General features: G+C 66.7%; 13 protein-coding genes. 5 read left to right on the top strand and 8 right to left on the bottom strand.

Features of this window, described 5'->3' with window-relative positions:
- Window positions 1-10 precede the first annotated feature (10 nt).
- The 4 genes from ACOMD9_RS13395 to ACOMD9_RS13380 all read right to left on the bottom strand — a co-directional run bounded on the left by ACOMD9_RS13395 (window position 11) and on the right by ACOMD9_RS13380 (window position 5,841).
- Window positions 11-1,951: a glycosyltransferase gene (locus tag ACOMD9_RS13395; protein ID WP_421415700.1), complete on the bottom strand. Its 1,941-nt coding sequence runs from the start codon at window positions 1,949-1,951 to the stop codon at window positions 11-13.
- A gap of 9 nt (window positions 1,952-1,960) precedes the next feature.
- Window positions 1,961-3,307, bottom strand: a complete 1,347-nt coding sequence (locus tag ACOMD9_RS13390; protein WP_421415698.1) for a UDP-glucose dehydrogenase family protein — start codon at window positions 3,305-3,307, stop codon at window positions 1,961-1,963.
- 353 nt (window positions 3,308-3,660) lie between these two features.
- A complete protein-coding gene (gene cobO, locus ACOMD9_RS13385; RefSeq protein WP_421415695.1) occupies window positions 3,661-4,260 on the bottom strand; it encodes a cob(I)yrinic acid a,c-diamide adenosyltransferase in 600 nt (199 codons plus the stop codon).
- A gap of 84 nt (window positions 4,261-4,344) precedes the next feature.
- Complete coding sequence (locus ACOMD9_RS13380) at window positions 4,345-5,841, bottom strand: RimK family protein (RefSeq protein ID WP_421415693.1); 1,497 nt, start codon at window positions 5,839-5,841, stop codon at window positions 4,345-4,347.
- A gap of 179 nt (window positions 5,842-6,020) precedes the next feature.
- Here ACOMD9_RS13380 and ACOMD9_RS13375 point away from each other — a divergent pair, with 179 nt between their 5' ends.
- The 5 genes from ACOMD9_RS13375 to pepN all read left to right on the top strand — a co-directional run bounded on the left by ACOMD9_RS13375 (window position 6,021) and on the right by pepN (window position 10,962).
- Window positions 6,021-6,521 carry a GNAT family N-acetyltransferase gene (locus ACOMD9_RS13375; RefSeq protein WP_421415690.1) on the top strand — a complete coding sequence of 167 codons (501 nt, stop codon included), beginning with the start codon at window positions 6,021-6,023 and terminating at the stop codon, window positions 6,519-6,521.
- Window positions 6,522-6,563: 42 nt separating this feature from the next.
- Window positions 6,564-7,049, top strand: coding sequence for a YajQ family cyclic di-GMP-binding protein (locus ACOMD9_RS13370; RefSeq protein WP_421415688.1), 486 nt, complete (start codon window positions 6,564-6,566; stop codon window positions 7,047-7,049).
- A gap of 140 nt (window positions 7,050-7,189) precedes the next feature.
- Window positions 7,190-7,720, top strand: coding sequence for an Hsp20/alpha crystallin family protein (locus ACOMD9_RS13365; protein ID WP_421415685.1), 531 nt, complete (start codon window positions 7,190-7,192; stop codon window positions 7,718-7,720).
- 138 nt (window positions 7,721-7,858) lie between these two features.
- On the top strand, window positions 7,859-8,236 hold the full coding sequence (locus ACOMD9_RS13360; protein ID WP_421415682.1) for a YbaN family protein: 378 nt from the start codon (window positions 7,859-7,861) through the stop codon (window positions 8,234-8,236).
- Between the two features lie 92 nt (window positions 8,237-8,328).
- Window positions 8,329-10,962 carry an aminopeptidase N gene (gene pepN, locus ACOMD9_RS13355; RefSeq protein ID WP_421415680.1) on the top strand — a complete coding sequence of 878 codons (2,634 nt, stop codon included), beginning with the start codon at window positions 8,329-8,331 and terminating at the stop codon, window positions 10,960-10,962.
- Between the two features lie 42 nt (window positions 10,963-11,004).
- Here pepN and ACOMD9_RS13350 read toward each other — a convergent pair whose 3' ends face one another.
- Genes ACOMD9_RS13350 through ACOMD9_RS13335 form a run of 4 tightly spaced genes read right to left on the bottom strand, consistent with a single transcriptional unit; the run spans window position 11,005 to window position 13,562 of the window.
- Window positions 11,005-11,292: a hypothetical protein gene (locus ACOMD9_RS13350; RefSeq protein ID WP_421415678.1), complete on the bottom strand. Its 288-nt coding sequence runs from the start codon at window positions 11,290-11,292 to the stop codon at window positions 11,005-11,007.
- A gap of 18 nt (window positions 11,293-11,310) precedes the next feature.
- The gene (locus ACOMD9_RS13345) at window positions 11,311-11,697 is read right to left on the bottom strand and encodes a CBS domain-containing protein (RefSeq protein WP_421415677.1); all 387 of its coding nucleotides are present in this window, start codon (window positions 11,695-11,697) and stop codon (window positions 11,311-11,313) included.
- Between the two features lie 21 nt (window positions 11,698-11,718).
- Complete coding sequence (locus ACOMD9_RS13340; RefSeq protein ID WP_421415674.1) at window positions 11,719-12,069, bottom strand: P-II family nitrogen regulator; 351 nt, start codon at window positions 12,067-12,069, stop codon at window positions 11,719-11,721.
- Window positions 12,066-13,562 (bottom strand): DUF1538 domain-containing protein, encoded by a 1,497-nt coding sequence (locus tag ACOMD9_RS13335; protein WP_421415671.1) that lies wholly within the window; start codon window positions 13,560-13,562, stop codon window positions 12,066-12,068. The genes ACOMD9_RS13340 and ACOMD9_RS13335 overlap by 4 nt, the downstream gene beginning before the upstream one ends.
- Between the last annotated feature and the right edge of the window lie 178 nt (window positions 13,563-13,740).

The raw sequence follows: 13,740 nt of genomic DNA, 5'->3' as shown, positions 1-13,740 counted from the left end.
TTCTCCTTGCTCAGGGGCCGGCCGTCGCCACGGCTTCCATGATGGGGTCGGCCTCGACCCTCAGGCGCACGTTGACGAGGCTCAGGCGTTGTCGGTCCAGGGTCAGGGCGCAGTTCGCTTCCGGCGTGCAGAGGGTGGACTCCCCCACGGGCTCGCCGGCGGGGCCCTCGATACTGGCCGCGACGCCCGGGGTGAGGGCCAGGGTGGTGGGATGCCCCCCATTGTCGCCGTCGAGGCGTACCGCCCGTATCCGCTCGCTGCCTTCCAGGGAATCGAGAAGCGCCTCGTTGACTCGCAGGTGGCCGGCGGGCAGTTGCACGGTACTGCCCTCGGGCAGCGTGGTGATGACCTGCGACAGCCAGCGGTTGGCATTCTCCGGTGTCGCGGCACGCTCGCCGCCCATGTCGCGGGCGATGGCCAGGGACATGCGATCGGGGGGCTGCAGCACGCCGGTGGTGAGGATCAACGCGAAGAGCAGCACGCCATAGGCGAAGCCGTGCAGCACATGGCCCACGGCCCGCTGGCGGCGCACTGCCACCGGGTCGTCGGGTTCACCGGCCGAGATCCCCTGGCGCGACCACTTCTGGCGGTTGAAGCGGAAACTGACATAGGTCTTGAGGATCGCGCCCCATACCTGGTTGTAGTAGATCAGCGGAATCCACAGCAGGCTGTAGCGCCCTCGCTGCCAGGCCAGGATCAGGGTGGCGATACCCCGGGTGAAGAGGATCCACAGCAGGTAGGCGAAGATGAACGAGGGACGCACGAAGAGCGTGACCAGGGTCGCCACCGTGGGACCGATCAGGGTGGTCCACATGGAGAGGCGCTGGTCCACCAGGCTCCACCAGGCGAACATCCCCATGGGGCGCGGCCCCAGCGCGATGGCCCGATTGCTGGTGCGCAGCATGTTGCCGTACCAGCGACGCATCAGGTCGGTAGTCGAGGCGAAGAAGCGACGCCGGTCGGGAAGCTCCTCGAATCCCGAGACGTAGACATCGGGCAGGTAGCGCATCCGCCAGCCGTTCTTCAGCAGCCAGTACCAGGTCGACTTGTCGTCGCCGGAGAGGAACTTGAACTTGCCGAAGCGCCAGTGCTCGACATGGTCGTTCTCGACCAGGTCGATGAAGTCCGGCTGGACCGCCAGGTCGGCACGGAAGGCGCTGTAGCGGCCGGTGAGCACCAGCAGCCGGTTGGAGACCGACAGCGAACTCATCACCAGATGGCGCTGGGCGTAGCGCAGGTCGTACCACTCGCGAGTGGCATCGCCGCCGGTGACGATGGCACTGTTGTTGGTGGTCAGGGCCCCCAGGTCCGGATCCGCCTGGAAGAACGACAGCGAGCGCGACAGGGTGCCGGGCTCCAGCCGGATGTCGCCGTCCATCGAGATCAGCAGGGCGCCCGGTTCCGGCAGGCGCCGCGAGATCGCCCGCAGCACCTCGGCCATGGCCGAGCGCTTGCCGTCCCCCTTCTGGAACATGTAGCGGACCTCGACGTTGTCCGGCCAGCCGTGGTCGTCCAGCACATGGGTGATGACGTCGACGTCGGTGCGATCCGAGATCGAGGCGAACAGGGTCGTGGGCACGCCGTAGTCGACGAGTTCGCGCACCAGCGCATCGTAGACCCGGAAGTTGACCTCCGGGTCGATGCGGTAGGAGGTGCAGAGCACGTAGAGCTCCGGCGGGCTCGACACCGCCGCGGCGGCGTCGGCCTCGGCCCGCAGGCGCGGGAAGAGGCGGCGGTTGTACCACACCGAGCGGACGGCCTGGACCAGCCACCAGGTGTAGCGCCAGGCCCCCACGGCGCCGATGGCGAAGAAGAAGCTCTTCGACTCCGGCGAGAAAACCTCCGACGGCAGCTCGATGATCACCACCACCAGCATGGCCAGGACCAGTGCCAGGGTGGTGAACTCCGTCACCCCGCTGGCGACGGAGCGATCGACGGGTGGTCTCGACATCTCGACTCCTCAGGCCAGTACGGGCCGGACGGAGTCACCCCGGCCGATGGCGTAGTAGCCGAGCCCGGCGGCCTTGACACTCTCGGGTTGGAAGAGGTTGCGGCCATCGATCACCACCGGCTCGAGCAGCGTCTCGCGCAGCAGGCCGAAGTCGACGGTACGGAAGGCCTTCCACTCGGTGCAGATCACCAGCGCGTGGGCACCCTCCAGGGCCTCGTCGCGGCGCTCGCTGAGCACCAGATCGTCACGCTCGCCATAGAGTCGGCGACACTCCTCGGCGGCCTCGGGATCGAAGGCCTGCACACGGGCACCGGTCTCCCACAGGGCCTCCATCAGGGCCCGGCTCGGCGCCTCGCGCATGTCGTCGGTGTTGGGCTTGAAGGCCAGCCCCCACAGGGCGATGGTCTTGCCGGCGAGCTTGCCGTCGAAGGCCTGGCACAGCTTCTCGAACAGCTTGCCCTTCTGCCGGCCGTTGACGCGTTCCACGGCGCTGATCATCTCGGTTGGGTAGCCGGCTTCCTCGGCGGTATGGGCCAGGGCCTTCACATCCTTGGGGAAGCAGGAGCCACCATAGCCACAGCCGGGATAGATGAAGCTGTAGCCGATGCGCGGATCGCTGCCGATGCCGTGGCGCACTTCCTCGATGTCGGCCCCGAGGCGTTCGGCCAGGTTGGCGATCTCGTTGATGAAGCTGATCTTGGTGGCCAGCATGGCGTTGGCGGCATACTTGGTCAGTTCGGCGCTGCGCACCGACATGAACATCAGCTTGTCCTTCTGGCGGTTGTAGGGGCCGTAGCACTCGCGCATGGCACTCCTGACCCGCTCCGACTCGGTCCCCACCACGATGCGCGAACCACGGGAGAAGTCCTCGATGGCCGCCCCCTCCTTGAGAAACTCGGGGTTGGAGCAGACATCGAAGTCGAGCGAGAGGCCCCGATCGTCCAGGGCAGCGGCGATCACCCGCTCCACCTTGCTGGCGGTGCCCACCGGCACCGTCGACTTGTCGACGATGATGCGATACTCGTTCATGTGGCGGCCGATGGTCTCGGCGACCTGGAGCACATGGCGCAGGTCGGCGCTACCGTCCTCGTCGGAGGGGGTGCCCACGGCGATGAACTGGAGCAGGCCGAAGGCCACGCCCTTGGCGGCGTCGGTGGTGAACCTCAGGCGCCCGGCGGCCTGGTTCTGGCGGATCAGGCTCTCGAGGCCGGGCTCGTAGATCGGGATCTCGCCGGCCTCGAGCCGGGCCACCTTGGCCTCGTCCACATCGACACAGATGACGTCATGGCCGACATCGGCCAGGCAGGCACCCGTGACGAGTCCCACGTATCCGGAACCGAAAATGGTAATCCTCATGGTCGTCGTTGCTCCTTGCTGTAGGGCCGCTCCATGCACGCCACGTCAGTCCGCCCCCGGAGGTGCCGGTGAGCGATGACGCGGAAGGGCCGGGACATTGATTGGCGACCCAACCCAGAGCAACATTCGGGCCAGCTCGTGGGAATCCCTTTATATCAGTGGGTTGTGTTGTCGATCCTGGCGGCGTCGCCGCCAGGAAACGCCCGAACCGTCGCGACGAGGCAACACTCCAGGTGCGAGATGCAAGTCACCTTGCAGATCAAGTAGTTGGCTGTAGCCAATAGGCAACAGGTGGCTGGCGCCACCCGGCAGGCTGCTGATATGGAAGGGGTTTTACGGGAGGGGGGAGGCGCTCAATAGTCGATGCCACGCCGGGCCTGGATGCCGCCGTTGAAGGCGTGTCTGACCTCCTGCATCTCGGTGACGGTATCGGCCAGCGCCACGAGTTCCCGGTGAGCGTTGCGCCCGGTGATGATCACCGTCTGCTCGCGGGGACGGTTCTCGATCGCCCGCTTCACCATGCCGATGTCCAGGTAGCCGAACTTGAGCATGTAGGTGAGCTCGTCGAGCACCACCAGATAGACGCCGGGATCGGCCAGCAGGCGCTGGGCCTCGGCCCATACCTCGCGGCAGGCACGGGTGTCGGCCTCGCGGTTCTGGGTCTCCCAGGTGAAGCCGGTGGCCATGATCACCACCTCGAGGTTGGGGTCGTCCTGCAGGCGGTCGCGCTCGCCGCACTCCCAGAGCCCCTTGATGAACTGCACCACGCCGACCCGGTAGCCGTAGCCCAGGGCGCGGGTGACGGTGCCCCAGGCGGCGGTGGTCTTGCCCTTGCCGTTGCCGGTGAACACCAGCAGCAGCCCGCGCTGCTCGGTGGCCCTGGCCACCTTCTCGTCGACATGGGCCTTGAGTTTCTGCATGGCCTGCTGGTGGCGGGTATCGCGGTCGCTCATCTTGACTCCGGGCCGGGTTCGATCGGGGATACGTTCGACAGGTTACGCCAGAAGTGCAGGGCCGTCAGCCGCGACACTCGTGCCTCAGGCGCCCTGGCGCACCCGCGCCTCCAGGCGGGCCAGGAAGATGCCCATGATGCGGTCATAGAGGGCGCGGCCGAGCACCGCGTCCTCGATACCGGCATCGACATTGGGGTTGTCGTTGACCTCGATCACCACCACCCGTTCGCCGGACTGCTTGAGGTCCACACCGTAGAAGCCGTTGCCGATCAGTCGCGTGGCCTTGAGTGCGGCCCTGATCACTGCCGGCGGCACCTCGGCGGGGTCATGGGTGGTGAAGCCCCCACTCTTTACCCGCGCGCCGGAGTGGTCATAGATCTGCCAGTGGCCCCGGGCCATGAAGTAGCGGCTGGCAAACAGCACCTGGCCGTCGAGCACGCCGATGCGCCAGTCGTATTCCGTGGGCAGCCACTCCTGGAGCAGCAGCAGGGCGGAAGCCTCGAACAGACGGGCGCTCTCGTGCTCGAGCTGGGCGTGGTCGGTGACCTTGACGACCCCGCGGGAGAAGGCGCCATCCGGGATCTTGAGCACCAGCGGGAAGCCGAGGTGGCCGATCCGCTCGGCCAGCGGGCGTCGGTCACCGCGCTTGAGCAGCACCCCTTCGGGGGCCGGCACGCCGCGTGCCCGCAGCAGGGCGTGCAGGTAGACCTTGTTGGTGCAACGCAGGATGTCCCGCGGGGCATCGATCACCACCAGCCCCTCGTGCTCGGCGAGGCGGGCCATGCGGTAGGTGTGGTGGTTCAGCGCGGTGGTCTCGCGGATGAACAGGGCGTCGAATTCGGCGATCCTGCCGGCATCACGCCTCGTGATCAGCGAGACATCGATGCCCAGACGCCGCCCGGCCCGGATGAACGCCTTGAGGGCGCCGCGGTTGCTGGGCGGCAGCGCCTCCTGCGGATCGACCAGCATCGCCAGGTCGAAGCGGTAGCGTCGGCGCGCCTTGGGGGTGCGCCACACCTGCCGCGAGTGGCGGTTGAGCGCGGTGGCGAACAGGTCCTGCTCGTCGAGGGTCAGGTCGCGCAGGCGTACCGGCCTCAGCCGTGCCAGCCGCCAGAGGTCGTGGCGCCGTACCAGACTGGCCTCGAGCAGCGGGCAGGGCAGGCGCTCGAAGAGCTTGCGGGCGAGCCGCGCCAGCGCCGGCTCACGGCACTCCCCGAACAGTACGCGCAGGGTCAGGCTGTCACCGGCCAACGAGCCCTGGCGAGCCAGCTCGCCCAGCAGCGGGGCCAGGGTGTCCAGCTGCAGGTCGGTCAGCGCCTTGCGCAACAGTTCGTTGAGGGTCTCCACCGTCGGCAGCACTCGCTGGCCTCGGGCCTGGGCGAGCAGCGAGACGTAGTAGCCGGTGCCCAGATAGTCGAGCTCGCTGCACAGGTTGATCACATGGGTGGAGCGATCGGCGTCCTCGGTGACCCGGTGGCGCCGGTCCTGGGCCAGGAAGTCGTCGGCGGTGACCAGGTCCTCCGACGGGTAGTAGGGGCGCCAGTCTTCCAGGCGGTCGACGACGATGCGCAGGGGGCTCATGGGGGCAGGCTCCGGGGGGCGGGACGAGGGTGGCAGGGTGCCAGCGGAACGACGCCAGCATGCCCTTGAGTCTGATCATCGACAAGCCGGGCAGCTGATGAAAAGATTTCATGAACCGGAGCGCTGACAAGCTTCTAGGCCATGATCACAATCACGCCCGTGACCCCCGGAGCCATGAGATGACCGTACGTCTGCGCCAGGCCGGCACCCCCGACCTGGACAACCTCTATCGCCTGGAGCAGGTGGCCTTCACCGGTGACCGTTTCAGCCGCCGCCAGCTCTGGCATCTGCTCAATCGTGCCCATGCCGTGACGCTGGTGGCCGAGGATGCGGGGACCGCGGGAGCACCGAGCCAGCTGCTGGGGTACGGCACCTTGCTGTTTCGCCGCGGTAGTCGACGCGCGCGGCTGTATTCCTTCTGCGTTCATCCCGGGGCGCGGGGGTCGGGGCTGGGCCGTCGCCTGATCGAGGCCCTGGAGCAGCTGGCGCGGTCGCGGGGAGTCGAACGCCTCGGCCTGGAGGTTCGCGCCGACAACCGGGTGGCGCTCGGGCTCTATCGTCGCCTGGGATTCCGGCTCCAGGGCTGGCTCGAGGACTACTACGAGGACGGCTGTGCCGGCTGGCAGATGGTCAAGGAGCTGGCACCCTCGGTCGAGGCCGCGGAGGAGCGCGCGGGCTGATAGAATCACCCTTCCATTCCCAGCGACTACCAGGACAGCGCCATGCCCTCCTTCGATATCGTTTCCGAGTTCGACAAGCACGAAGCCAGCAATGCCGTCGATCAGGCCAATCGGGAGATCCAGACGCGCTTCGACTTCAGGGGAGTCACCGCGAGCTTCGAGCTCAACGGCGAGACGGTGTCGCTCGAGGCCGAGGTGGACTTCCAGCTCAGGCAGATGCTCGAGGTGCTGCGCAACAAGCTGATCGCGCGCGGCATCGATGCCCGCTGCCTGGACGTCCAGGAACCGGCACTCTCCGGCGTGCGCGCCCGCCAGGAGGCACTCCTCAAGCAGGGCCTCGACCCGAAGGAGGCCAAGGACATCGTCAAGCGCATCAAGGAGAGCAAGCTCAAGGTGCAGGCCCAGATCCAGGGCGAGAAGGTGCGCGTGACCGGCAAGAAGCGTGACGACCTGCAGGCGGTCATGGCCCTGCTGAAGGGCGAGAGCGGCCCTGACCTTCCCCTGCAGTTCGACAACTTCCGCGACTGACCCGGGCCGCCTTGATGCAGGTCATGCGGCCGCCCTTTCTGACTTGAAAACCGCCGAGCGACCACCAATTCTGAGATTGCAGAAAGGGTGGACATCTTGCTGTGAAGCATCTTCGACAGACGAGAAAGGAGGTGTGGCTGATGAACCTGCAGAAATTCTCTCCCTGGAACTGGTTCAAGAGCGAGAGTGCCGACGCCCCGACCGGGGCAGTGGAGCCTCGCCGCGGCGACCTGACCCCGCTGACGAGCATGCATCAGGAACTCGATCGCTGGATGGACGGCATGATGCGCCAGTTCGGCATGCCGTCGCTGGGCAGTGGTTTCGGTGACATGCCGGCACTGTTGCGTCCGAGCCTCGACATCACCGAGCACGACGATCACTACGAGATCGGCGTCGAGGTGCCAGGCGTCGAGGAGAAGGACGTCAAGCTGAGCCTGGACGACCACCGCCTGGTGATCGAGGGCGAGAAGCGCCAGGAGAGCAGTACCCGGGAGGAGCGCTATCAGCGCATCGAACGCTCCTACGGCAGCTTCCGGCGGGTGCTGGACCTGCCGGGTGACGCCCGGGTCGACGAGATCAAGGCCTCCTTCGCCAACGGCGTGCTCAGGATCACCGTGCCGCGCTCTGCCGAGGCCAAGGCGGCACGCCGCGAGATCCCCATCCAGGGCTGAGCGTGTGCCTCCCGCCACGGGCCCGCCGTCACGCGGGTCCGTGCGCTTCGGTGGCGTCGGCTCCCGGGGTATCGGGACTGGCCATGGCGCCCACCTTGGGCTTCAATGAGGGTTCAGGGTAGAGGGAGGGAGCACTCGATGTCGACGCTGCAACGTGCGGTCTTCATCGCCATCGCCTGGGTCAGCTTCGCGCTCGGCCTGATCGGCGTCTTCGTGCCGCTCATGCCCACCACCTGCTTCATGCTGCTGGCGGTGTGGGCCGCCTCCCGCGGCTCGCCCCGCTTTGCGATCTGGATACGTGAGCATCCACGCTTCGGTCCGGCCGTGGTGGCCTGGGAGGGTGAGCGCGCCATTCCCCGCCATGCCAAGTGGCTGGCCACCGCCATGCTGGCCTTCTCGATGCTGGTACTGGCCTTCACCGTGAGCCTGCTGTGGCTGAAGCTCTCGCTGATCGCCGGGCTCTCCCTGATCGGTGCGTGGATCTTCACCCGGCCCGAACCCGTTGCGGCACCCTGAGGCATGGATTCCGTCATCCCGTCCGAGGCGCTTTGAGGTGGAGGGCAGGGGAGCCGTACAATGGGCGGCAATTCCAGACAGGAGCCACCTCGATGTCAGAACCCCAGCCGACCTATCTCAGTGATTACCGTCCACCCGCCTACCGCGTGACCCGCACCGAGCTGACGTTCGATCTCGACCCCTCAGCCACCCGGGTCAAGGCTCGCCTTCATCTGGAACGCCACCCCGATCGCGAGGCCGGGGAAGCGCTGGAGCTCGACGGCGAGCAGCTCGCGCTCAAGGCCATCGCCATCGACGGCCAGCCGCTCGGCGAGGACGAGTACACCCTCACCAACAGCGGCCTGATCGTGCACCGGGTGCCGGAGACCTTCCTGCTCGATACCGAGGTGGAGATAGCGCCCAGCAAGAACACCGCTCTCGAGGGGCTCTACCAGTCGAACGGCATGTACTGCACCCAGTGCGAGGCCGAGGGCTTCCGGCGCATCACCTTCTATCCGGACCGCCCCGACGTCATGGCGACCTTCTCCACCACCCTGATCGGTGACGCCGCGAGCCTGCCGGTGCTCCTCTCCAACGGCAATCCCGTCGAGCGGGGCACGCTGCCCGGCGACCGCCACTTCGTCACCTGGGAAGACCCGCATCCCAAGCCCTGCTACCTGTTCGCCCTGGTGGCCGGCGACCTGCAGAAGGTCGAGGACACCTTCACCACCATGAGCGGCCGCGAGGTGGCCCTGCAGATCTGGGTCGAGGAGGAGAACCTCGGCAAGACCGACCATGCCATGGCCTCGCTGAAGCGCGCCATGCAGTGGGACGAGGCGACCTACGGCCGCGAGTATGACCTCGACCTGTTCATGATCGTGGCGGTCAACGACTTCAACATGGGTGCCATGGAGAACAAGGGGCTCAACATCTTCAACTCGGCGGCGGTGCTGACCCATCCGCATACCGCTACCGATGCCGCCTTCCAGCGGGTCGAGGGCATCGTCGCCCACGAGTACTTCCACAACTGGTCGGGCAACCGGGTGACCTGCCGCGACTGGTTCCAGCTCTCCCTCAAGGAGGGCTTCACGGTGTTCCGTGACCAGTGCTTCTCCGCTGACACCAACTCGGCACCGGTCAAGCGCATCGAGGACGTCTCCTTCTTCCGTACCGCCCAGTTCGCCGAGGATGCCGGCCCCACGGCCCACCCGGTGCGTCCGGATCACTACATCGAGATCGGCAACTTCTATACCCTGACCATCTACGAGAAGGGTGCCGAGATCGTGCGCATGCTCTGCAACCTGGTGGGCGGGGAGACCTTCCGCCGCGGTGCCGATCTCTACTTCGAGCGCTTCGACGGCCAGGCGGTGACCATCGAGGACTTCGTCGGCTGCATGAGCGAGGTCTCCGGCCAGGACCTCTCCCGCTTCATGCTCTGGTACTCCCAGGCCGGCACGCCCGAGATCGACGCCCACGGCGAGTATGACTATGCCCGCTGCGAGTACCGGCTGATCCTGCGCCAGCGAACCCCGGCCACCCCCGACCAGCCCGAGAAGCACGCCCTGCACATACCGATTCGCCTGGGGCTGGTGGGCACCAAGTCGGGCCGCGACCTCTCCCTGACCCTCGACGGCGAGACCCTGGGCCGCGATGCCGTCATCCACCTGCGCGAGGCGGAGCAGGAATTCGTCTTCACCGATGTCTCCGAGGCGCCGGTACCCTCGTTGCTGCGCGGCTTCTCGGCGCCGGTGAAGCTGCGCTTCCCCTATGGCCGCGAGGACCTGGCCTTCCTGCTGCAGCATGATTCCGATGGCTTCAATCGCTGGGACGCCGGCCAGCGTCTGGCCCTGCTGGCGCTGGATGACCTGATCGCCGCCCACCGCAACGGGGTGGAGAAGGTGATGGACCCGCGGGTGGTGGAGGCCTTCCGTGGGCTGCTGTCTTCCGATCCCGCAGACAAGGCGGTCCTCGCCGAGATGCTGACCCTGCCCTCCGAGGCCTACATCGCCGAGCAGCAGCCGCTGGTGGACGTGGACGCCATCCACGCTGCCCGGGACTTCGTCAAGCAGTCGCTGGCCATGGCCCTGCGAGATGACTTCCTGCGCCTGTACGAGAGCCACCGCAGCGATGCGCCCTATGCCCCGCAGCCCGAGCAGATCGCGCAGCGCAGCCTGAAGAACGTGGCCCTCTCCTACCTGATGGCGATCGAGGACGAGCAGGGGATCGAGCTCGCCCGCGAGCAGTTTGCCGCCGACCACAACATGACCGACGTGCGCCATGCCCTGACCCTGCTGACCCACAGCACGCGGGACGACATCGCCGAGCCGGCGCTCAGGTCGTTCGGCGAGAAGTGGGCCCATGATCCCCTGGTCATGGACCAGTGGTTCAGCATCCAGGTCACCCGGCCCCAGCCGGACGTGCTCGATCGGGTGAAGTTCCTGATGGAGCACCCGGCCTTCTCGCTGAAGAACCCCAACAAGGTGAGGGCGCTGATCGGTACCTTCGCCGGCCAGAATCGGGTCAATTTCCATCGCCTCGACGGCGAGGGGTACCGGCTGCTGGCCGACGTGGTGATCGAGCTCAACCGGCTCAATCCGGAGATCGCCGCACGCCTCATCACACCGCTGACCCGCTGGCAGCGTTTCGACGAGACGCGCCAGGACCTCATGAAGGGCGAGCTCGAGCGCATCCGCGCCGAGGAACTCTCGCCGAATGTCTATGAGGTGGTCGAAAAGGCCCTGGCCTAGAAAAGGGTAATTTCCTTTTCATCTTGAAAGAGCGCCGCCGGATCAGTTGATCAGCCAGCTCAGCACGGTGGCGCCAAGCACGAGCCAGACCAGGGCGACGACGAGGGCGCGACGCAGGAGGGCGCCCAGCCCCTTCCACAGCAGCCACAGGCCGACGACCAGCACCAGCAGGCTGATCAGCGAGGGGGCGATGCCGAGCGATTCGGAGAGGCCCCGCAGGAAGCCCCGGGCGGAGTCGCCGAGATTGGCGAAGAAGCCGGTCAGCAGGTCGACGACGAAGCGGATGAGATCGCCCAGCGCGGCGCCGAGCCAGGTGAAGAAGTCAGCCATGTCGCAGGGTCGGGCGCCTCATTCGATCAGGTCGAGTACGGTGCCGACGATGTCGTCCATGGTCACCAGGCCGACCAGCCGGTTGTCGTCGAGCACCAGTACCCGCTTGACCACGCTCTCGGTCATCAGGCTGGCCACGTGGCGCACGTCCAGCGACTCGCCGACGCCGATGGCCGGCTTGGCGCAGACGTCATAGACGTTGATCAGGTCGATGTCGCCGTTCTCGGCGACGATGGTCTTGAGGATATTGGTGTAGGTGATCAGCCCCCAGGCGTCGTGGGGGTCCTGCTGTTCCACGACCAGGCACTTGAGGTTGTGGCGCTTCATCAGCCCCAGGGCGTCGCGCAGGGTGGCGAACGGGGATACCGTCACCACGTCGCGCATCATGATGTCCTTGACCAGCATCTTGTTTCTCCGTGCAGTGGGTCAGACGTCGTGTCGGATCCGTTCCTCGAAGCGCTTGACCTGTGACATGTCGATACCGCCGAGATGCTCCACCGGCAGCGTCATGACCAGGCCCCTGGAGTCGTCGCCGGTGGGGTTGAGGACATGCCGGATGGTCTTGAGCACCTTGAGCGACAGGCCCTTCTCCAGGGTCAGCAGCATGATGCTCTGGCTGCCCTCGAAGGTCAGGCCGAAGAACGTCTTCTTGCGCTCGCCGCCGATGCCGCGGCCCGTCATCAGGGTCATGCCCACGGCGCCGGCCTCGGTGGCGGCATCGATGCACTCCTGCTCGAGTTCCTCGGGCACGATGGCGACCAACAGGGAAAACTTCATGTCGTCTTGCCTCTATATCTCGCCACTCCTTCCATCAGAATGGCATAGCTCATCACGGTCACGATAGGAAAGATCGAGGCGAAGGCGATCAGCCCGAAGCCGTCGATCAGCACGTTGCGGCCCTCGATCTGGCTGGCCAGGCCGATGCCCAGCGCCGTGACCAGCGGCACCGTCACCTCGGAGGTGGTCACGCCGCCAAGGTCGAAGGCCAGGGCCACGATGTAGCGGGGCGCCAGGGCGGTCAAGACGATCACCAGCAGGTAGCCGCCGATGATGTAGTAGTGGATGGAGTCGCCGCTGATGATGCGGTGAACCCCGATAGTGATGCCGATGGCCACGCCCACGGCGACCAGTATCCGGATCACGTTGCCCTGGATCTTGCCGGCGGCGGCCTCCTCGGCCTGGTGGCCCACGGCGATCAGCGCCGGCTCGGCCATGGTGGTGGCGAAGCCGATGGCGAAGGCGAACAGGTAGACCCACAGCCAGCTGTCGAAGCCGATCAGCTGCTCGGCCATGCTCTGGCCGATGGGGAAGAGGCCGAGCTTGAGCCCCACCACGAAGGCGTAGAGCCCGACGATCACCAGGGCGAAGCCCACGCCCACCTTGAGCGGGCTGGCCAGCGGGTGCCGGAGCACGACGTACTGGAAGAACAGGATCACCAGGATGATCGGCAGCACGTCGCGCAGCATGCCGAACAGGTCGAGGATCATGGTGACCAGGCCGGAAGGGGCCTCGGTATCGCTGGCGGCGGCGACCAGGGCGGCGCCGTTGGCCACCTCCCCCGGGTCGGCGTAGACCAGGATACCGTAGAGCTGCACGCTGATCATCGGCACCATCACCGCGAGTGCCACCAGGCCGAAGCCGTCGAGCAGCGGGTTGCGGCCGCGGATGGAAGCGGCCAGGCCGATACCCAGGGCGGCGATCAGCGGCACGGTGACGATGTTGGTGGTGACGCCGCCGGAGTCGTAGGCCAGCCCGACGATTTCCTCCGGGGCGAAGAAGGTCACCAGCACCACCGTCACGTAGCCGATGATCATGTACCAGTGGAGGGGGTGGCCCAGGATCACGCGGAACACCCCGAGCGCCATCACCAGGCCCACCGAGGCGGCCACGATCAATCGCAGGGTCAGGGCTTCGATGCGCCCGTCGCTGATCTCGTTGGCCTGCTCGGCGACGGCGATCAGCGCCGGCTCGGCCACTACCGCCGAGAAGCCGATGGCGAAGCCGAAGGCCATGAGCAGCGGCATGGAGCCGCGGCGGGCGAACTGGTTGGCCAGCCGCTTGCCCACCGGGAAGATACTCAGCTCCAGCCCCTGCAGGAAGAGCGCCACCCCCACGGCAACGATGCCCAGGCCGATCGCCATGCCCACGCCGCCCTCGGGCCACTCGCGCAGCAGCAGGGCCTGGAAGGCCACCACCACCACGATGATCGGCAGCAGGTTGCGCAGCGCATGGAGAAGGGCGTGGGCGAAGTCCCGGAATTGCTCGGCCAAGTCAGGCTCCCTGGAAGATCCGTCGAACATCCCGGCGGCGACCCGCATTCGCCATCCTGCTAGCCTAGGAGACGGGGCGCGTCCGGTCGGGGCGGCACCAATATATCATCAACCCCGCATCGCGGCATGAGTCGGCTATGATCATGGCCTTGATGCAGGTCATGATTCCGGGACCAGC

The sequence above is a fragment of the Halomonas terrestris genome (assembly GCF_049166755.1).
In the GTDB taxonomy this organism is placed as follows: domain Bacteria; phylum Pseudomonadota; class Gammaproteobacteria; order Pseudomonadales; family Halomonadaceae; genus Halomonas.
This window is presented reverse-complemented; position numbering and strand designations above follow the sequence as displayed.

Coding starts and splice junctions, on each gene's coding strand:
- ACOMD9_RS13395 (WP_421415700.1), bottom strand. CDS start 1,951: ATGTCGAGACCACCCGTCGATCGCTCCGTCGCCAGCGGGGTGACGGAG.
- ACOMD9_RS13390 (WP_421415698.1), bottom strand. CDS start 3,307: ATGAGGATTACCATTTTCGGTTCCGGATACGTGGGACTCGTCACGGGT.
- cobO (WP_421415695.1), bottom strand. CDS start 4,260: ATGAGCGACCGCGATACCCGCCACCAGCAGGCCATGCAGAAACTCAAG.
- ACOMD9_RS13380 (WP_421415693.1), bottom strand. CDS start 5,841: ATGAGCCCCCTGCGCATCGTCGTCGACCGCCTGGAAGACTGGCGCCCC.
- ACOMD9_RS13375 (WP_421415690.1), top strand. CDS start 6,021: ATGACCGTACGTCTGCGCCAGGCCGGCACCCCCGACCTGGACAACCTC.
- ACOMD9_RS13370 (WP_421415688.1), top strand. CDS start 6,564: ATGCCCTCCTTCGATATCGTTTCCGAGTTCGACAAGCACGAAGCCAGC.
- ACOMD9_RS13365 (WP_421415685.1), top strand. CDS start 7,190: ATGAACCTGCAGAAATTCTCTCCCTGGAACTGGTTCAAGAGCGAGAGT.
- ACOMD9_RS13360 (WP_421415682.1), top strand. CDS start 7,859: ATGTCGACGCTGCAACGTGCGGTCTTCATCGCCATCGCCTGGGTCAGC.
- pepN (WP_421415680.1), top strand. CDS start 8,329: ATGTCAGAACCCCAGCCGACCTATCTCAGTGATTACCGTCCACCCGCC.
- ACOMD9_RS13350 (WP_421415678.1), bottom strand. CDS start 11,292: ATGGCTGACTTCTTCACCTGGCTCGGCGCCGCGCTGGGCGATCTCATC.
- ACOMD9_RS13345 (WP_421415677.1), bottom strand. CDS start 11,697: ATGCTGGTCAAGGACATCATGATGCGCGACGTGGTGACGGTATCCCCG.
- ACOMD9_RS13340 (WP_421415674.1), bottom strand. CDS start 12,069: ATGAAGTTTTCCCTGTTGGTCGCCATCGTGCCCGAGGAACTCGAGCAG.